Consider the following 19,381-nt stretch of genomic DNA (forward strand, 5'->3'; position numbering starts at 1 on the left):
GGATGCCTTGTCGGAGCAGCCAGACACCATCGCCATCTCCCTTACCAATCTGGCGCTCGAACGGAGGGATTCCGATCCCGCGGAGGCGCGGCGCCTACTCGGACGCGCGCTGACCGAGAACATCGACTACGAGCCTGCCTGGCGCTGGCTCGCCGAGGTCGTCACCGATGAGGGCGAGCGGCGATACTGCCTGGACAAGGCCTACGACTTGGTGCCCGATCCCTGGACGCGCAGGGCGCTCAACTCGCTTCGCGAGCACCCCATGAGCCCGCCTGCCGAGGTGGTGCACCTGGCCAAGCCGCCAAGGCCCGACCACAGCGCGAAGCGGAATCACGCCGCCGAGCGGCCGGCGTGGCGCCCGTGGATCGGCTTGGCGGCGGTGGCATTGATCCTGCTCACGACCCTGGGCATTTGGCTGACCACAGGCAAACGCTGGGCTGACCCGGTGTATGTCGCGCTGGTTGCGGGCATGACGGGGGAGTCCGCCACCTCCTCGGCGCATATGGAACGCAGCATCCGCATGCACCTGGACACGGTCAACGACAGCGGCGGCGTCAACGGCCGCCCCGTCGAACTGCTCGTGTACGACGATGCCGACCGGGTCGACAAGGCCAAGAGCATCGCCCAGGAGATCGTCCGCGAGAACAAGGTGCTGTTCGTCATCGGCCACGGGATCAGCGACACCGCCCTCACGGCGATGCCTATCTACCGAGAGGCCAAGATCCCGGCGATCACACCCGCCGCTTCCTCGTCACGCATCACCGACGAGAGCGACTGGTACTTCAGGAGCACCTTCGGCAACCGCACCCAAGGCGACTACCTCGCGGTCTACCTCTCGCGCATCCTCGGCTCGTCGAAGGCGGCGATCGTCCACGGCGACAGCGAGAGCGGCCGCTCCGGTCGGCAGGCCATCGCCGATTCGTTCGGCAAGTTCGGCACGGTCGTGGCCGACATCGGCATTTCCTACGAGCCGGACCGAATGCCCGCCATGCTCGACGCCGCCGTCAGGCAGCTCACAACGCTTGATCCGGCCACCCCGATCGTACTTTCCATGCGTGAGCGGATGGGTGCCGAACTGATCCGCAAGCTGCGGTCGGCGGGCGTCACCGCACCGATCCTGGGCACCGACGCCCTTGGCGGCAGGACGATGCACGACACGCTGCTGGCGGCGGAGACGGAAACGGCGCAGCCGGGCCTGCTGACCCGAAACCTCCACATGGCGACGCCACTCGCTGCGGACTCGCTGTCCGGTACCGCTCTGGCCTGGGCGGATGGCTATGAGCAGCGCTACGGCGCACGTCCGCTGTGGTACGCCGCGACAGCGAGGCAGGCGGTCAACGTCGGCCTGCACTGCACGACCGGTCTGAATCTCGATGCCCAACATCTGGCGGAGAACCGGCAGCGACTGCGGGACTCCATGGCCGCGTTGAAGGACAGGAAGAACGCCTTCCAGGCGCTGCTCGGACCCCTGTACTTCACCGCGAACGGCTCGGCGCAGATGCCGGTATCGATGGTGACCAGCGACGGCACGAAGTGGGTTTCCGCACCGATCCAACTCACCGGCTACGAGCCGCTGTCGAATGAAGCACTGCGCGCCGATCTGGCGAGCGGGGAGGTCATCGCCGTCAACGACCGGTATCTGACCAGGCGCCAAGTGGTATCGACCGGAATCAACCTCAACGAGGTGCGGGATGTCGACACCAGGGACGGGACGTACTTCGTCGACTTCTTCCTGTGGTTGAAATACACCGGGGACCACGTCGCCTCCGATGTGCAGTTCGTCAACGCGGTCAAGCCGGATCTGAAGCTGGGCACACCATTGCGCGACGTGACCGAGAACGGCAGCACCTACCGCCTCTACCGGGTGGCCGACCGGTTCAAGAACAGCTTCGACTTCCGCAGTTTCCCCTTCGACCACCAGCGGCTGACCGTCATCATGCAGAACCGCACGCAGACCAGCAGCCAGGTCGTGTACGCCACCGACAAGGAGATCTTGAACCAGCGGCCCGAGGACTACCTCCGCAGCGGCGCCGACGCGAACGCCTCGATCAACAAGGCACCCAACTGGGAGGCGAAGGCAGCGCGGTTCTTTCAGCAGACCGTGGGCAGCAGCGACGCACTCGGCGATCCCAAGGCCGCGGGCGCCGCGACCGGCATCTTCTACAGCCAGTACGTATCCGAAGTCGAGGTCACGCGGGATGTGCCGCCGTTCCTGTTCAAAAGCCTGCTGCCGCTGGGGCTGCTGATCTGCGTCACCTACCTTTCTCTGTTCTTCAAGCCCAAGGAGGGCGCCGCCCCGGTCTCAATGGGCGTCACGGCAATCCTCAGCACCGCGGTGCTGCTGAACAACGTCACCTCGCAACTTCCGTCGGTCAACTACACCGTGGCGTTGGAATGGGGCTACTACGCGTTCATCCTGCTGGCGGTCTCGTGCGTCTTGATCGCGATGCTGCGCAAGGGACTGGCAAGCGCCAAACTCAGCGCCGCCGAGCGCAAGCTGGCCAAGGCGGCACGCATCGGCTATCCGGTGTACATCCTTGCCGTCGTGGTCATCTACCTCGCCGTCTACGTCTAGGGGGTGAATCCCACCGCGCCGCGGATGATGTGGCGCTGCATCAGCAGGAACACCAGGATCACCGGCAGCATTGTCAAGGTGCTCATGGCGAGGATCAGGTTGAAGGGGATGACCTCCTCGGCGGCGAAGCGGGCGAGCGCGACCTGGAGGGTGTAGGTGCGTTCGTCCTGGGCGATGACCAGCGGCCAGAGGAAGTCGTTCCAGCGCCAGACCACGGAGAAGATCGTCAGCACGGCCAGCGCGGGCGCGCACAGCGGCAGGATGATCCTGACGAAGATGCGCACCTCACCGGCTCCGTCCAGACGCGCCGCCTCGATGAGGTCGTCGGGGATCTTCAACATGTACTGTCGAAGCAGGAACACGCCGGTCGGAGTTGCCACCGTCGGGATGATCAGACCCCATAGTGTGTTCACCAGGCCAAGATCGGCGGCGACCTGGTATACAGGAATGAAGATGATCTGTAGCGGGATCATCATTGTGCACAGGATCAGCACGAAGACGAAGGTGCGGCCGCGGAACCGGTACTTGGCCAGTCCGAATGCGGCCATCGCGTTGAGTATCAGGGTGAGCAGTGTCGCCAGCACGGTGACGACCGTGCTGTTGCGCAGATACAGCCAGAAGCGGAAGCGGCCCAGGGCATCCACGTAGTTGTCAGGTGCGAACGAATCCGGCAGTAGCCCCGGTGGTCGCTGGGCGAGCTCAGCAGGCGATTTGAACGACGACAACGCGGTCCAAGCGATGGGGACGATCACCAGCAGCGCCAGGCTGGTGAGGACGACGTAGGTCAGGATTCGCCCCCTGCTCACAGCAGCTCCCGGCGCCGGGCTGCCGCGAGTTGGGCGATCGTGACCGCCAGAATGACGCTGAACAACACCACCGAACCCGCGGCCGCGAGGCCATACCTGATGGGTGATTTGAACGCCTGCTCGTAGATGTATTGCAGCAGCAATGTTGTCGCGCCGACCGGACCGCCGCCGGTCAGCGTGTACAGGAAGTCGAACGACTTGAAGCCGTCCACTGTGGACACGATCGCGACGACCAGCACACTGGGCTGGATCTGCGGGAGTGTGACGAACCAGAGCCGCTGACGGGTGTTCGCCCCGTCCACGGTGGCGGCTTCGAGCGTGCGGGGGTCGATGGCGCGCAAGGCCGCCAGCACGATGAGCGCATACAGACCGACATGCAGCCATACCGCGACGAAGACGGACACACCCATGGCCAGGTTCGGCTCGACCAGCCAACCCGGTTGGGACAGCCCCATGGTGCCCAGGGCGGTGTTGACCAAGCCGCCCTGGCGCTCCAACAACCATGACCACACCAGCCCCACCGCGATGGGGGAGAGGAGTACCGGAATGAAGAAGACTGCCCGGTAGAAGCCGCTACCGGGCAGTCCCCGATGCAGCAGGACTGCGATCCCGACCGCGGCCGCGGTGGCGGCCACGACGAAACACGCCACGAACACGCCCGTGTTGATGATGGCGTTGCGGAAGGCATCGGTGCCGACGAGATCCCGGTAGTTGTCGGTGCCCACGAAGCGGAAGGTGCGGGCGTTGGTGCTGTCGTAGAGGCTGATGTTGAAGCCGTTCAGCGCCGGGTACAGCACGAACACGCCGAACAGCGCGAGATTCGGCGCCAGGAAGAGGTAAGGCGCGATCGAGCGGACTTTGCTCGATCGAGGACCGCGCCGATTCATCGGTTGGCGTCCCGGTAGAGCTGGTCGACCCGGTCACGTACCGCTTGTACCGCGTCCGGCACCGCCTTCTGGCCTGCCAGGGCCTTGCTCACCTCCTCAACCAGCGCATCGGCGGAGCGGGCGAACAGTGGCGAGCTCTCGGTGGTGTAGGACTCGGGCGGCGTGCGGCCTACGTCGTCTAGGAACACCCGCATGTCCTGGCCTCGCTGGGGGTAGGTGATGCCTTTCTCGGCGAGATCCTTGCGGGTGGGCAGGAACATGGACTGAGCGGCGTACTGGCTCTGGTGCTCCGCTGTGTTCAGCCACTCGACCAGTGCGGCGGCGGCCCGCGGCCGGTCGGAGCCCTCGAACGCGACGGTGTACTTCCCGCCGGGGAAGCCGCCGCAGCGTTCGGCACACGGGTTGGGCACGGCGGCCCACCGGAACGGCGCACTCTTGGCCAACTGACTGACCTGCCAGTTGCCGGAGAGGTACACCGGCGCGTGCGCGGCGAGGAAGATTTCGTTGGCGCCCTTGTACCTGGTCCCGGACGACAGCCAGAAGTCCTTGGGCATCGAGTTGTTGTTGTGCAACTCGGTGAACAGGGACAGCGCCCGTACGGTGCGGTCGACGTCGAGCGCGGGCTTGCCGTCGGCGCCGAAGAACGTCGTGCCGTACTGGCTGAGCATGGTGGACAGCCGGTGCCCGGACTTGTCCATCGCGATGGCATACGGCGTGCCGGTGGCCAACTGCACCTTCTGCGCGGTCGCCACCAGCTCCTGCCAGGTCCACTGGCTGGGGACGGTCAGGCCCGCCCGCTCGAACAGGTCCAAGTTGATCAGCGGCCCGTTCATGGTCAGGTCGCTGCGTACCCCGAGGAGCTTGCCTTCCGGGCCACGGGCCTGGGCCATCGCGGCGTCGAGAAACGCCGTGTTCAGGCTCGGGTCTTTCAGGTACGGGCGGAGGTCCAGCACGGCGTCGGCGAACGGGTGGATGTTGAGGACCCTGGCGACATCCGGCGGGTCGCCCGCGGACAGCTGCGCCTGGAGCGTGCGCTCGTGGTCGGAGAAGGCGACCAGGCGGAGGTTCACCTTCGCGCCCGTCTCCGCCTCGAAACGGGCCAGCAGGTCGCGGGTGGCCTGCTCATCGGCCCCGTCGGTGAAGTAGGTGTAGTCCAGTCGCGCGCCGCGCAGGTCCTCGGCGGAGGCGGGCCGCGCCTCACCGTCTGCGGGCACGTCCGAGCCGGTGCCCGGTGTGCAGCCCGTCAGCAGTACGGCCACTCCGGCCGCCACGATCCAACGCCTCATGATTCCCCCGGTCTCGTCGGCGTTATCACGGGCCGCCCCATTGCCCGCATCTCCATGATGGGGTCCTAATCACGTTCGGGTCACGGAAATTGCTCTATTCGAGCACCACCCAATTTCGCATTGCCCCAGAAAGGAAAGCGGTCAGGTAACTATTGGGCCAAACGGCCTAACGTATGGCCGGATTCTGCCGATACCGGTTTCGCAAGGCGGGGCTTCGAAGGCGGGATGAGGGGGCGCAATGAGCCGGGTCACCGTGGAGCGCATCGCGCTCGCCGGATGTGGACGAGCGCAGCGCTTCCTCGACGAACTCGCCGCCGAAGCGGTGTCGGCGGTGGTCGTGGGTCCTGCGGGGACCGGCAAGACCGCGCTGCTCGACTCGGTGGCGGCCGTACTTCGGGGCCACCGGATCCTCCGGGCCGCCCCGGTCCGCCCTGTCGACCCGGATGCCGTCCTCCTGATCGATGACGCTCACCTGCTGCCACCCGAGGAGCTGGCTCGGCTTTGCGATCTGGCCGCAGTCGGTGAGGTGCGGCTGATCGTGGCCTACCGGCCGTGGCCCAGCCCAGCGGGTCTGGCGGAACTGGGCGCCGTGCTGACCCGCGCCCGACCGCCGCTAGTGCTCGGTCGCCTGGACCGGGCAAGCGTCGCGGTCCGCGCGACCGCCGCGCTGGACACGATGCTGCCCACCGCCCGGCTGGACGTCCTGTACGAGCAGACCGCGGGCGTCCCATCGCTGGTGGACCGGCTGTTGGGGGCGATCCTCGCTTCGCGCGCCGACCATGACCTGCGGACTTGGCTGCCCGATGGCCTGCTGGAACAGTTCCGCCAGGACCTGGACCGCCTTGAACCGCTGGTGCGGACTCTGCTGCTGGCCCTCTCCCACGGTGCCGGACCTGACCAGGTGAACCCGACGACCGACGCCTGGAACGGCGCGCTGGCCTCCGGCTTCATGGGCACCGACGGCGCGTTGGTGCCGCTGGCCCAGCGGGCGATCCTCGCGCTCACACCGCGCCCACAGACCGAACGCCTCCGGGAGCGCCTGGCGACCGCAGCGGGGCGCGGTACCTGCAAGCTCGCCGTCGCCGCAGCGCTGTCCGGAGACCTCGACGGTGCGCTGCGTCTGGCCAACCGGGTGTTGTCCGAGCCACAGGCCCCTGAGTTCGCCGAGGCGGCGACGGTGGCCGCCGCGGTCCTCACCTATCGCGGGTTGCCTGCGACCAGCGGGGAGTTGTACGCCCGTCTCGGCCCGGCCATCGTCGACGGGGTGCCGACACTGATCGGCATCGGCGATCCGGCCGCCGCGAAGGCAGCGCTCGCACACAATGCCGCCAAGGCGCCGCCGACCCTGGCCGCCGCCGCGCGGAGTCTGACCGCGCAGGGCATCCACGCGGGCATCCATGGTTCACCGACTCAAGCGCTGTCCCAGCTGACTAGGGCCGCCGCGTTGCTGGAGCCCGTCGGCGGCTCCGTGTTGCTGGCGGAGACGCCTGCCGCGCTGGCCGGGCTGATCGCGATGAACAGCGGAGAATTGTCCATCGCGGGATCAGTGCTGGATCGCGCGTTGGCGCAGGATCTCGGCGGCCAACCACACCGCAATCACCACGCGCTGCTGAGGTGCATGGTCGATCTGCTGCGCGGCAACGAAACCCAGGTCCGACGGCGCCTCGACGCCCTGTCCGGCACCCGGCTGGAAGCCAGGGACGAACTGCTGCACGGAGCGGTCGAGGCAGGTCTGGCCCGCCGCCAGGGTGACACTGCCGCTCTGCGCGCGTTGTGGCCGCGAGTCCGCGAAGCCTTGGTCCGCAACACCCCGAACCTCTACAACCTCCAAGCCATCGGCGAGTTGGCGGTCGCTGCCGCGAAACTCCGCGAACTCGACTGGATGGCCGATCAGTTGGCCGAAGCAGAGGCGCTGCTGGACCGACTCGGCCGACCACCACTGTGGACGGCACCGCTGGAGTGGCTGCGGCTGCAGGCAGCCATCGCCGCCGACGACCCTGTTGCCGCGAAGAAGCACGCGATGGCACTGATCAGGTCGCGCAGCGCGGACGGCGCTTGCGCGGCGCTGGCCCAGGCAGGTCAGTGCTGGCTGCGCGTGCTTGCGGGCGCTGCCCGAGCCGACGAGGTCGAATCGGCCGCTCACGCCCTCGGCGCGATCGGGCTGGCCTGGGACGCCGCGAAACTCGCGGGCCAAGCCGCGATCCGCACCGCTGACCGCAAGGCCATGACCAAGCTCCTCAACTGCGCGCGAGCCTTGCACACCACCACCGCGGCGGTTCCCGACCAACGCGCTCGAACCGATGAGCCCGCCGCGTTGAGCGAGCGCGAACTGGAGGTGGCGGAGTTGGTCATCGCGGGCCTGACCTACAAGCAAATAGGCGAACGGCTGTTCATCTCCGCCAAGACCGTTGAACACCACGTCGCTCGCATGCGCCAACGGCTGGGTTGCCTCAGCCGCGACGAGCTCTTCACGCACCTTCGAAACCGCCTCGCCGAAAGGTGAGCGGCCCTCGGTCACGGCTGGGCTTGGGAATGGTTCCGGTCCAGAGAAGGCCATGCCGTGCTGCTAACGGCACCACGCGCGGTTCGACACAGGAGCGCAGGCGAACCAACGAACAGAGTGGGGTCGGATGGACGGTTATGGCATCTGGGTCGAGATGCGCGGACGCCGACTCGTGGTGCGGGCCAGAACTCCGGAGGCCTGCGCCGCACTCGGAACGGGCGGGGATATCGAGCTGGATACCTCGACCATCGGCAAGGTCAACCTGAAAGCCGCAGGTCTGTTCAGCAACGGGCGCTTGGATATCGTGACCTACGACGGCAGGCGATACCGGCTTCCCTTCCTCCGCCATCAGCAGAGCGATTTCGCCTCCCTGCACGCGACGCTTGCCATGGCGGACAGCGGCTATAGCAGCCCGCCGACCATCCCCATTCTGGTGCAGTCGGCTCCTGCGGAACCGATACCCACATTGAGCACCGAGCCTTACCTGCTGCGCAGCCGAGGCCACTTCTGTCAGGAGGTGCGGGGCGAATCGCACTACTTCGCGAACCTCCGCACATTGGCGGGACGAGCCGAGCGAGGAGAGCTTGAGACTGTCGCCGCACTGTGCAGGGAGCCGAACAACAAATACGACAGCAACGCCGTGAAGGTGTCTATGGAGGGGCGGGCCGTCGGGTACCTGCCGAGAGAAGACGCTGAGCGGTACCAATACCCGCTCAACCTTCTGGAAAGTTGGCGGCGTGCCGCGCACTGTCGGGCCAGGCTGTGGTGGTCACGGGAGGACGGCGACTTCATCGCCAGCGTTTCCCTCGACGTGGCGGAGCCTGCCCAGGTGATCGTGCTGAACTCACTGAATACACATGTCCCGAACCTTCTGGTTCCCGCAGGCAAGATGTACCAGCTGACCGGTGAGGACAAGCACCTGGATGTCCTCGTTCCGCTGATCAACCGGGCCTACGTCCCTGGTAAAGCGGCGTACTACGGCACGCTGGACATCGTCGAACGCACAGGGCCACGGTCGCTGAATCACGTCGTCGCCGTCAGCATCGAGGGCAACGGGATCGGCGAGCTCACCAAACAGACATCGGCAAAGCTCATTCCGCTTGTCAGGCCGATGCGGGATGCCGAGGTCGCCTGCTACGTCGAGATCACGCTGACCGGCAATGCGCTGGCGGTGGAGGCAAAGCTGTCCATCACGCCGCCCGAGGAACTCAGCTCGCAATTCCTGGATCTGTTGCGGCAGAAGACATCTGGTGGACCAGCGGCGGTCACCGACGCTGTGTCGGCAGGGCGGCGAGGATGCCTTCGCAGGTCCGGACGATCGCGGTGGCGGTCTCCACCGCTGAGCGGTTGGACAGCGGATTTTCCGCTGTTCGACGCCATTGCGAGACCGCGGCGAGGGCCGCCGAGCGGACTTCGGCCTCGTCCGCCGACGTGTCCAGGCCGAGGCGCAGCGCGGGTTGGCCGCCGGTGCCGCCGAGCAGGCGTTCGGCGTCGCCTGCGAGTTGGCGGGGCAGGCGGAGTTCTCCGGTACGGAGTCTGCGCAGCAGGAGGAGTTCGGTGAACTCGTGGGCGCCCGCCAGAACCGCCTCCAGCCTGCAGCGGAGTTCGCGGTTCGGGTGCTCGGTGAGCACGGCGTCCACGGCGAGCAGGGCCGAACGGGCCTTCAGCAGGTCGGCGCGTTCGGTGAACTGAGTGGACAGCACCGAGCGGAGTTCCTCCAGACCGCTGCGACGGATGAGTTCCGCCGCGAGCAGCCCTGGGTCGGAGAAGCCCTGGCGGATCAGGGTGATCGCCAGGCGGATGCCGAAGATGCCCAGGCGGTCCAGCAGACCCGACCGCACGTCCGCGGACGGGAGCGTCGATGGGGCGTCGCCTGCGAAGCGGTCCACCGACAGCAGCAGGCGGTCCACCTCGACTCGCGGTGCGGCGGCGAGTGACCCCAGCGCCACGAATTCGCTGTGGTGCAGGGTGCGGCCGGTTTGGGCGAGCAGGCCTGCCACGGGCACCACGGTCTGGCAGAGCGTGCGCAGCTTGGGGTTGGCGCGGTAGCGCTTGGCGATGGTGCGGGCCGAGGCCAGCGCGTCGATACGGCCCTCGCCGACCTCGTCGGCCCGCGAGAGTACGGCGATGGTGTTCACCGCGGTCGCACGCGCCACGCCGCGGTCGTGGAAGGACTCCAGGAAGCGCAGGTCGGCCGCGTGCAGGTGACGCATCAGGTAGATCACCGCATCCGCCTCGGCGGGCTCGTCGACGGGCTGGAGGAAACCAGTGGCGCGGGCTGAGATCGCCGTCGACGTCGAGGCGATGCCCGGCGTGTCGATCAGCGTTGTGCTGCGCAGGCTTGTCGTCGGCCAGCCCACCGCGAGGCGTTCGACATCGCCGGGAGCAGCGCCTTGGAGGTCGATCGCCAGCGCGCCCCGCCTGCGCGTCACGGGCAGGTTGCGGCGCGTGCCGTCGGACAGGTGGAGGGTGAGCTGCGGGGTCGCGGCGTCGTGGTACCAGGTGACGATCTTGGTGCATTCGCCCGCGTCGGTGGGTGCGATCTGTTCGCCGACCAGCGCGTTGAGCAGTGTGGACTTGCCCGCCTTGATCTTGCCCGCGATGGCGACTCGCAGCGGAGCGTCCATGCGGTCCAACTGGCGGCGCAGCAGCGTGGCCTGATCCGGGAGGTCCGCATAGAACTCGATCGCCTCTCGGAGCAGCGATCGGACGGCGGCGGCCAGGTTGGGGGCGCTCATCGGACGGCCGCCAGGGGCTGGGCGGAGAGCCGGTCGGCCAGTTCCTCCAGGGCCGAGATGCGGTCGAGCTCCGCCTCCAGGTCGAGGATGCGGGTCTTGTGTTCGGACGCGGCGGCTTTGCCCGCCTGCTGGGCGGCCTGGACGGACTCGGTGAGGGAACGGTGGAGCTCCTCGGCGCATTCGGTGAAGTGGTCGCGGAGGGTGCGCTGCACCTCGCGCAGCATGTCGCGGCATTCTTTGCCGACGCCGAAGATGACGTCGTCGATGTAGCGGCGCACCGCTGTCTTGGCGTCGAGCTGTCTGCGCTCCAGCTGGCGTTTCTTCTCCTCCCGCACCGTTTTGCCGCCCAGCGCGACGCCTGCGGCGATGGAGACCGGGTTGATCAGGGCCATGCCCATCAGGGTGCCGACGAGGCCGACCATCAGGGTGCCGCCGTAGCCGCCGCGGATGCCGGTCAGCAGCTTCTGACCGGCCCCGAAGCGGTCCCAGCCGGGCAGGGCGAAGCCCTCGGCGAAACCGGTGAGGGTGCTCGCCGTGCTCAGGCGAAGCTCGGGCAGCGCGCGGCGGCCGTCCTCGGCGAAATGGTCGGCCACCCGTCCCGCCAGCCACTCGGCGCGTTGGTTGGCCCACAGGAACGTGGTGGACGCGGCGGTGGAGATGCGCTGCTGCATCCAGGAGGTGAACTCCTCCTCGACCGCGGCCGGGTCGACGCTGTCCAATTCGGACTCGGCGTCGCGGATGATCTGACGCAGGCGGTCCCGCAGGTCGTATTCGATGTCGGCGGTGAGGTCGGCGATGCCGTCGTTCAGCGTCTGCTGCCAGCGGGCCGAGCGTTGGCGGAGTTCGTTGGCTTTCTCGCGGGACACCTCCAACTCACCGATGAGCTCCGCGGCGCGGGTGGGGTCGCGGTGGGCGGACAGCTCCGCCGACAGCATGGTGCGCAGCTCGTGGGTCGTGGTCAGCACGTCCTGGCGCACCGAGCGGCGAGTCAGGGCATCGGCTTGGCCGACCACCTGTTCGCGCAGGCATTTCACCAGCAGCGGCACACCGGACTCCGCGTTGAGCTCGGCGTCGCCGGTTTCCGCGGCGTGTGTGCGCAGCGAGGCCGACACCGGGAGCAGCTCGGCCTCGATGCCCGCCGAGGCGAGGTGGCCCCGGTCGAGGTCGGCGATGCGCCGCCACTCCGGATAGCGGTCGATCTTGGACAGTACACAGAGGACGGTCGGGCAGGCCCGGACGGCTTGGCGGAGGAACTCCAGTTCGGTCGCGGTGTACTCGGCGGCGGCGTCGGAGACGAACACCACGGCGTCCGCCCAGGGCAGCGCGGCCATCGTGGTGGCGCCCTGGACGGAGCCGAGGCCCCCCGCCCCCGGTGTGTCGATCAGCGTGAGACCGCAGGCCAGCACCGTACGCGGCAGGCCGATCTCAGCGTGCTGCCAGCCCGCGCGGTTGCCGGGGTTGCCCGCCTCGGACACCTGCGCGGCCAGGTCGTCCAGCGGCACCGCCGAGGGCGCTCCCTGCCTGGGGACCAGCATGGCGGTGGGCATGGGGGAGTGGCGGATCACGGTGGGCACCGAGGTGGCGATGTCGTCGTCCACCGGGCAGACGGGTGCGTTGACGATCGCGTTGACCAGGCGGCTCTTGCCCTGCTTGAACTCGCCGGCCACCAGCACCTTCACATCGGGCTCCAGCACTCGGCGCCGGACGTTGCCCAGCCGGGCGCCCAGATCGGCGCGGCCGTAGGCGGTGGTGGCCTGAAGCGCGATGTCCAGGACACGCACCGGGTCGACCGGTTCGGCGATGCTCACCCTCGCTCCTCCCTCACACCGGCGAAGTGGCCGGTCCCGCTGCGGGGGACGGATGCGGCGGGACCGGCGGTTTCCGCTGGTCGTCGAGCCAAGACAACGGCACGGTCAGCGAACGCGCCACTCGACGGACCCCAGCGGGACGGCGACTCATAGGCTCAGATTCAGCGAGTCGTCGAGGTTCAACAGGCCGTTCTGGGTCGTGGTGTCGTTGAACGAGTCATCGATCCCATCGTTGTCCTGGTTGAACGAGTTGATGTTGGTATCGAAGTCGAACAGATCGTTGTCCTGGTTGTGTGAATTCACGTCGTTGTGGTTGTGCGAATTCACGTGGTCATGCGAGTGAGTGTGGTTGTGGCTGGTGGTCGTGGTCGTCGTCGTGGTTGTGTTGTCGGAGTTGACGTCGTTGTCCTGCGAGTTGAACGAGTCGTCGATTCCGTCGTTGTCCTGAATCGAGTCGTCCACGCCGTCGTTGTCCTGGGAGTTGGTGTTGTTCTCGCCGCCCTGGGCGCCCGCACCGGTGGTGTCGTGGGAGTCGTGGGTTGAGTTGTCGTTGAACGAATCGTTGATGGAGTTGTCCGTGTCGTGGGAGTCGACGTTCGTCCCGGTCTGGTTCACCGTGCCGCCGTTGCCCGCGACGGCCACATTGCCCTGACCGAAGCCCCACACCGCGACATCGGTGGAATTGTCGTCGGCCGAGCCGGTCGCCATTCCGCTGCCCACGGAGATCGCGCCGCCGTTGTCGGCCGCCGCCGCGACGACCATATTGGCCTCGGCGCCGGTGGTCGCCGAGTTGTTGTTGTTCCCGTTGTTGGCCACCGCGCCCGCGCCGACCGCGTTGCCGTCGCCCACGACGTTGTCGTCGCCGACCAGGTTGTTGTCACCGAGCACGTTGTCATCGCCGAGGAGGTTGTTGTCGCCGGTGACCACGTCGTTGTCGAAGTCCTGGTACACATCGCCCAGCGCCCAGATGTTCTGGTTCACCGAGTTGTCGATGTAGGTGTCGTGCGAGTCGTAGGACCACACCTGGGTAATCACCTTGATCTGCTCGACGCAGCAGTCCAGATCGGACTTGTCGGGACAGGCCTCCACCTTGGGCGGGCAGTCCGGTGCCTCGGGGTGCGACTGCTGTACCGCGTCGGCCACCAGCGGCATCGCGTCGTGCACATCGGCAAGGCACAGGTCGTCCAGACCCGCCTCGCGCAGTGCGCCCTCGGGGTCGGCTTCGAAGTCCTGGCGCGCGTCGACGCTGCGCAGGAGGTTCAGGATGAACTCGAGCAGGCTCACCATGGCGGTCATCTCCTTGATCGGCGGTGCCCCAGTGGCAAGCCGCGTGCCCACCGACGCTAAGCAGACCTACTGCCGGTGCCATCGGGGATCAGGCCCCTCCGCCGACCACCCCGTGCGGGGATCGGCGCGGCGCTCGTTAGGGGGCCTCCCTAACCTGCCGATTAGGGAGCGGCGGAACGTGAAGAAAGCGGCCTCGACGCGCGATCCTTGCTGGTGAGACGAGGGGAAACCGATGACTTACCAGCTGGGCATCGATCTTGGCACGACGTTCACGGCGGCAGCCGTGGCCAGGGCGGACGGCACCTGCGGTCTTGTGCACCTGGGCAACTCCACCGCGCTGGTGCCCTCGGTGCTGCTACTCGGCCGCGACGGTTCCGTCCTGGTGGGGGAGGCGGCTGCCCGGCGGGCGGTGGCCGAACCCGAGCTTGTGGTGCGGGAGTTCAAGCGCCGTATCGGCGACGCCACGCCGATGGTCGTGGACGGCACCCCGCGCCACGCCCACGACCTGGCCGCCACCGTCGTCGCCTGGGTGCTCGACCGCGTCCGGCAGCAGGAGGGCGCCGAACCGGGCCGCATCGCGCTCGCCTACCCCGCGACCTGGGGTGAGCACAAGCTGGACCTGCTGCTCGGGGCATTCGCCGCCCACGGCCTGCCCGAACCGATGCTGCTCACCGAACCGGAGGCCGCGGCGCACAGCTACCGCGACGCGCACCCGGTGCCCGCGGGCCGGTCGCTGGGCATCTACGACCTCGGTGGCGGCACCTTCGACACCGCCGTGCTGCGCAGCACCGAACAGGGCTTCGACCTGCTCGGCACGCCCGATGGCATGGAGCGGCTCGGCGGTGTGGACTTCGACGACGCCGTGTTCGCCCACGTCTGCGACAGGCTGCGGACCGGCATCGACGCCCTCGACCCGGACGATCCGATCACGCTGGCGGAGGTGGCCCGGCTGCGTCGCGAGTGCACCGAGGCCAAGGAAGCGCTCTCGGCCGACACCGAGGCCGTGATCCCGGTGCTGCTGGCCGATGTCCGCGCGCGGGAACGCCTGGTCCGGGGCGAGTTCGAGGGCTTGATCCGACCGGCCCTGCTGGACACCATCGCCGTCGTCCGCCGCACCCTCGGCTCCGCAGGCTTGGAGCCGGGCGACCTGGAGGCGATGCTGCTGGTCGGCGGCTCCACCCGAATCCCGCTGGTCACGCAGTTGCTGTCGGCCGAACTCGGCGTGCCGGTGGCCGTGGACACCGATCCCAAGGCCGCGGTCGCTCTCGGCGCCGCACTGGCCGCGCGTCCCGACACCCTGGACCGGGAAATCGCCACGCTCATCACCACCGCCACGCCGAACCCGGTGCGGCCGCCCACGCAGACCCAGGCGTTCGGCGAGTTCTCCGTCGACCAGGTAGCCCGGACAGTGGACCGCTCGAAGGGCACGTCGAGAGCACGCGTCGCCATCGGCGCGACCGGACTGGTCGCCGCAGGCCTGCTCGGCTTGGCGCCGGTGCTCTCACCCAGCGTGGCCGAGCACATCGCCAGTGCCCAGCAGCAGCTCATCGGCGGCCTTATCGCCGCGGACAACACCGCGGCAGCCGCCGAAACAGCAGGGGCGGACACCACGGAGCCTACGAAGAGCAAGAGCCTGCTCGGCAGCCTCTGGGACAGCGTCGTCGAGGCCGTCACCGGAGAGCAGCCGGAACCCGCCGACGAACGGCAGGCGGGCGAGCAGCCCGCCCCGCCCCAGACCAGCGCGCCCGGCGCCTCGGTGGCCGCGGAGCCGGAACCGACGGAATCGGGGGCACCCGAGCCGACCGAAAGCCCCCGTGAGGAGTCCGCGGGCGAGCCGTCACAGCCCGCACCCACCTCGTCCGAACCAGCCCCTCAGCCGACGTCGCAGTCCTCGCCCGAACCGACCCCGGAACCGGCACCTTCGACCGTCGAGGCGCCTGCGCCATCCGGCGGAGCCCAGTCCGGGCCAACTGCGGCGGAGCGGCCACCGGTTACGACAGACAGCCCAACGCAAGAACCAACGGAATCGAATACAAATGGTGGTACGAATTAACCAATTCGATTGCGAGACTGGGATGTGTATCGATACGGGGCGGTACCCACATAGTCGTGAACCCCATACTTCGGTTGTGCGACTAACCGGATGCTGATAGTAATCATGGCGTGCAAACCTCGCGTACGCCCGAGGTGGGGTCGCACTCGGGGTACGGCCCTCGCTCACGCGTAGGCTCAAGAGGCGGTTCGCTTTCCGAGCTGGGCAGGGAATGGGCCGCAGCCGTGGAGAGCACAGGGTTCTCCGAGCTGGGCCGCAACGGCCTGGCCGAGTTTCTCACCGGGCAGCTGACCGAACTGGCCTCGGCGTTGACCGCCGAGCCATTCACCGACGTACCCGGATACCGAGCGGGCAAGGCGCTGATCGGCATTCGCCTGACCGAGACCGCCGCGCTGCGCGCCAGCGCCGCCGTCATCGGCAAACTCCCCGGTGAGCCGCTGAAACTGGCCCAACTGGTCGGCGCCTTCTCGACCGGCTTCTGCGACGCGCTCCAGCACCTCATCCTGGAGGAGCAGGAGGCCATTCGCTGCGCCGTGCTGACCGCGCGCGACGACGCCGAACAGGCGCTGCGAGCCAGCGAGGAGCGATTCAGGGCCGTGTTCGAGGGCGCGGGCATCGCCATCGCCGTCGGCGACACCGACGGCAACCTGATCGACGTCAACCCCGCGTTGGCGGACATGCTCGGCAAGCCCGTTGAGGCGCTGCGCGGCCGCCCGGTCATCGAGTTCATCCACCATGAGGACGTGCCCGACGTCCTGCACGAGGTGTACTGCCAGCTCACCGGCGGCGAGCGCACCCACGTCCACCTGGAGAAGCGGTTCACCCGCGCCCACGGCGGCTACGGCTGGACCCGGCTGGCCATCTCCGCGGTGCACGACGAGACCGGTGAACCCGCCTACGTCATCGCCATGGGCGAGGACGTCACCGAACGCCACGAACTGCAGGACCAGCTTCAGCACCAGGCACTGCACGACCCTCTGACCGGCCTGCCGAACCGCACGCTGCTGTTCCAGCGGCTGGAGGAGGTATGCGCCTCCGGCGTTGACGGGCGCCGCGTCGGGCTGTGCTTCCTGGACCTGGACGGTTTCAAGGTCATCAACGACAGCCTCGGGCACAGCGTCGGCGACCGCCTGCTGGTCGCCGCCGCCGAACGCATCCACCGCTGCGTGACCCACTTCGGGCACCTGGTGGCCCGCATCGGTGGCGACGAGTTCGTCGTGCTGATCACGGACTCGACCGGGGTTCGCCCGCTGACGGTGCTGGCCGACGCGATCCTGGCCGCGCTGTCCACCCCGTTCCAGATCGACGGGCACCGGCTGTCGGTGTCCGGCAGCGTCGGCATTGTGGAGCGCTCGGCGGCCGAGAGCGATCCCGAGGAGCTGATGCGGGCGGCCGATGCCACCATGTACTGGGCCAAATCCGACGGTCGCGGCCGGTGGGTGGTGTTCGACGAGGACCGCAGCGCCAGCGAACTCCTGCGCTACCAGCTTGCCGGCCAACTCGGCGCCGCGCTGGAGCGCAACGAGTTCATCCTGGACTACCAGCCCATGGTGTCGCTCAACGACGGCCGGATCATCGGCACCGAGGCGCTGGTCCGCTGGCAGCACCCCGAGCTGGGGCTGCTGGGACCGAACAAGTTCATTCCCCTCGCCGAGGAGACCAGCTTCATCGTCCAACTCGGCCGCTGGGTGCTGCACGAGGCCTGCGCTCAGGCCAAGCGCTGGCACGACAACTACGCCGAGGCACCGTTCATCAGCGTCAACGTGGCCATGCGGCAGTGCGCCGAGGGGGCGTTGCTGGACGACGTCGTGGACGCCCTGGCCGCCAGCGGCCTGAGCCCCGAACTGTTGCAGTTGGAGGTCACCGAGAGCGCCGTCATGCAGAGCCCCGAGGGCCCGGTGGCGATGCTCAGCTCGGTGGTCGACAAGGGCGTGCGGGTGGCCATCGACGACTTCGGCACCGGCTACTCCAACTGGTCGCAGCTTCGCCAACTGCCGGTGCACAACCTGAAGCTGGCGGGCGACTTTGTCGAAGGCCTGCGCAGACCGGAGCGCGGCGCCATCGACACCCGCATCGTGGGCACCATGGTGTCGCTGGCCCACTCACTGGGCCTGACCGTCACGGCGGAGGGCATCGAGACCGCCGAGCAGGCCACCCGCCTGCGGGCGCTGGCCTGCGACGCGGGTCAGGGCTGGCACTTCGCCAAGGCGGTCGCACCGACCGAGATCGACCGCATGCTCAATCAGCTGATGGGGAGCAAACGTGGAACGGCCCGCCTGGGCGCCCAGTGAGATCAACATCGACCGGCCGAGCGTGGCCCGCATCTACGACTACTACCTCGGCGGCGCCCACAACTTCGCGGTCGACCGGGAGAACGCCAAGCTCGCGCTGGCGGCTTGGCCTGAGCTGCCGCAGGTGATGCGCGCCAACCGCGCGTTCCTCGGCCGCGCCGTGCGCTACCTCATCGGCCAAGGCGTCCGGCAGTTCCTGGACCTCGGCTCCGGTATTCCCACCGCCGGGAATGTGCACGAGATCGCCCAGCGCGCCGACCCCACGGCACGCGTGGTCTACGTCGACATCGACCCGGTGGCGGTCGCGCACAGCGAGGCGATCCTGGCGGGCAACACCGGTGCCACCGCGTTGCTCGCCGACGTGCGCGACATCGACGCCGTGCTTCGGCACACCAAGGTGCGGGAGATGCTGGACTTCACCCAGCCGATCGCCGTGCTCACGGTGGCGCTCATGCACTTCATCTCCGACGGTGCGGCCGAGGTCATAGGACGCATCCGGCAGGCGCTGCCACCGGGCGCCTACCTCGTGCTCTCGCACGTCAGCAACGAGGGCCCGCCGGAACGCGCCGCGAGGATGGAGAAGATCTCCCAAAGCACGCCCACCCCGCTGACCTTCCGCTCCCGAGCCGAGATCGCCGCCCTGCTGGACGGCTTCGACCTGGTGGAACCGGGCTTGGTCTACCTCCCGGAATGGCATCCCGAGTCGCCTGCGGACGTGGGCGAGCATCCGGAGTGGGTCAACGACTTCGGCGCGGTGGCCCGCAAACCCTGAATCAGGGCTCAGGCGCCCACGCGGAGAGTGCCCGCGTCGAACGTGACGCCGCCGACCTCGCACCGGAGCGTGACCTGGTAGTTGCCGGATGCGGTGGCGTCAGGCAGCTTCACCGTGGCGTAGTAATAGCCGCCCGCCTGGACCTGCACCCATCGCAGCGTGGTGTTGCCGAAGGCGTCCGATTCCGCCATCGGGATGCCGTTGGGTTTGCAGCGCTTGTCGTCGGTGATCATGAAGATCTCACCGGGCCGCACCAGGGCCGGGCTCACCTCGGCTGCGGCGAGAGGTCCGGCCAACGACAGAGCGACGGCGGTAGTGAGCCAGCCGAGGACAAGACGCGTACGCATCAGATCTCCCAGAGAATCGGCGCAAGGT

Annotated in this window: 12 protein-coding genes and 1 pseudogene; 6 read left to right on the plus strand and 7 right to left on the minus strand. The window is 68.1% G+C overall.

From position 1 onward, the window contains the following. Window positions 1–7 precede the first annotated feature (7 nt). On the plus strand, window positions 8–2,575 hold the full coding sequence (locus ACU6XJ_RS23040) for an ABC transporter substrate-binding protein (RefSeq protein WP_476315472.1): 2,568 nt from the start codon (window positions 8–10) through the stop codon (window positions 2,573–2,575). Here the strand turns inward: ACU6XJ_RS23040 and ACU6XJ_RS23045 are convergent. Genes ACU6XJ_RS23045 through ACU6XJ_RS23055 form a run of 3 tightly spaced genes read right to left on the minus strand, consistent with a single transcriptional unit; the run spans window position 2,572 to window position 5,554 of the window. Beyond that, the gene (locus tag ACU6XJ_RS23045; RefSeq protein ID WP_476315474.1) at window positions 2,572–3,381 is read right to left on the minus strand and encodes a carbohydrate ABC transporter permease; all 810 of its coding nucleotides are present in this window, start codon (window positions 3,379–3,381) and stop codon (window positions 2,572–2,574) included. The two genes, ACU6XJ_RS23040 and ACU6XJ_RS23045, sit on opposite strands and share 4 nt — an antisense overlap. Continuing rightward, window positions 3,378–4,268, minus strand: coding sequence for a carbohydrate ABC transporter permease (locus tag ACU6XJ_RS23050; protein ID WP_476315477.1), 891 nt, complete (start codon window positions 4,266–4,268; stop codon window positions 3,378–3,380). Before ACU6XJ_RS23050 ends, ACU6XJ_RS23045 begins: the two co-directional genes overlap by 4 nt. Then, a complete protein-coding gene (locus ACU6XJ_RS23055) occupies window positions 4,265–5,554 on the minus strand; it encodes an ABC transporter substrate-binding protein (RefSeq protein WP_476315480.1) in 1,290 nt (429 codons plus the stop codon). The genes ACU6XJ_RS23050 and ACU6XJ_RS23055 overlap by 4 nt, the downstream gene beginning before the upstream one ends. Before the next feature lie 238 nt (window positions 5,555–5,792). Between ACU6XJ_RS23055 and ACU6XJ_RS23060 the strand changes: the two genes are divergently transcribed. After that, on the plus strand, window positions 5,793–8,057 hold the full coding sequence (locus ACU6XJ_RS23060) for a LuxR C-terminal-related transcriptional regulator (protein ID WP_476315483.1): 2,265 nt from the start codon (window positions 5,793–5,795) through the stop codon (window positions 8,055–8,057). Between the two features lie 388 nt (window positions 8,058–8,445). Next, window positions 8,446–8,745, plus strand: a pseudogene (locus tag ACU6XJ_RS23065) (HIRAN domain-containing protein); the annotation flags it as partial. Window positions 8,746–9,322: 577 nt separating this feature from the next. Here the strand turns inward: ACU6XJ_RS23065 and ACU6XJ_RS23070 are convergent. The 3 genes from ACU6XJ_RS23070 to ACU6XJ_RS23080 form a co-directional block, all read right to left on the minus strand. Next, window positions 9,323–10,795: a dynamin family protein gene (locus ACU6XJ_RS23070; protein ID WP_476315486.1), complete on the minus strand. Its 1,473-nt coding sequence runs from the start codon at window positions 10,793–10,795 to the stop codon at window positions 9,323–9,325. After that, entirely contained in the window at window positions 10,792–12,603 is a 1,812-nt protein-coding gene (locus ACU6XJ_RS23075) for a dynamin family protein (RefSeq protein ID WP_476315489.1), read from the minus strand. Before ACU6XJ_RS23075 ends, ACU6XJ_RS23070 begins: the two co-directional genes overlap by 4 nt. Before the next feature lie 147 nt (window positions 12,604–12,750). Next, window positions 12,751–13,941 (minus strand): IniB N-terminal domain-containing protein, encoded by a 1,191-nt coding sequence (locus tag ACU6XJ_RS23080; RefSeq protein ID WP_476315492.1) that lies wholly within the window; start codon window positions 13,939–13,941, stop codon window positions 12,751–12,753. Window positions 13,942–14,122: 181 nt separating this feature from the next. Between ACU6XJ_RS23080 and ACU6XJ_RS23085 the strand changes: the two genes are divergently transcribed. From ACU6XJ_RS23085 to ACU6XJ_RS23095, 3 genes are all read left to right on the plus strand, one after another. Next, window positions 14,123–15,943, plus strand: a complete 1,821-nt coding sequence (locus ACU6XJ_RS23085) for an Hsp70 family protein (RefSeq protein ID WP_476315495.1) — start codon at window positions 14,123–14,125, stop codon at window positions 15,941–15,943. 224 nt (window positions 15,944–16,167) lie between these two features. Beyond that, entirely contained in the window at window positions 16,168–18,234 is a 2,067-nt protein-coding gene (locus ACU6XJ_RS23090) for a putative bifunctional diguanylate cyclase/phosphodiesterase (RefSeq protein WP_476315498.1), read from the plus strand. After that, on the plus strand, window positions 18,206–19,006 hold the full coding sequence (locus ACU6XJ_RS23095; RefSeq protein WP_476315501.1) for an SAM-dependent methyltransferase: 801 nt from the start codon (window positions 18,206–18,208) through the stop codon (window positions 19,004–19,006). The genes ACU6XJ_RS23090 and ACU6XJ_RS23095 overlap by 29 nt, the downstream gene beginning before the upstream one ends. Before the next feature lie 8 nt (window positions 19,007–19,014). On the opposite strand, the gene ACU6XJ_RS23100 is transcribed toward ACU6XJ_RS23095, so the two are convergent. Beyond that, window positions 19,015–19,353, minus strand: a complete 339-nt coding sequence (locus tag ACU6XJ_RS23100; protein ID WP_476315504.1) for a hypothetical protein — start codon at window positions 19,351–19,353, stop codon at window positions 19,015–19,017. Between the last annotated feature and the right edge of the window lie 28 nt (window positions 19,354–19,381).

Source organism: Actinorectispora metalli (assembly GCF_056323685.1).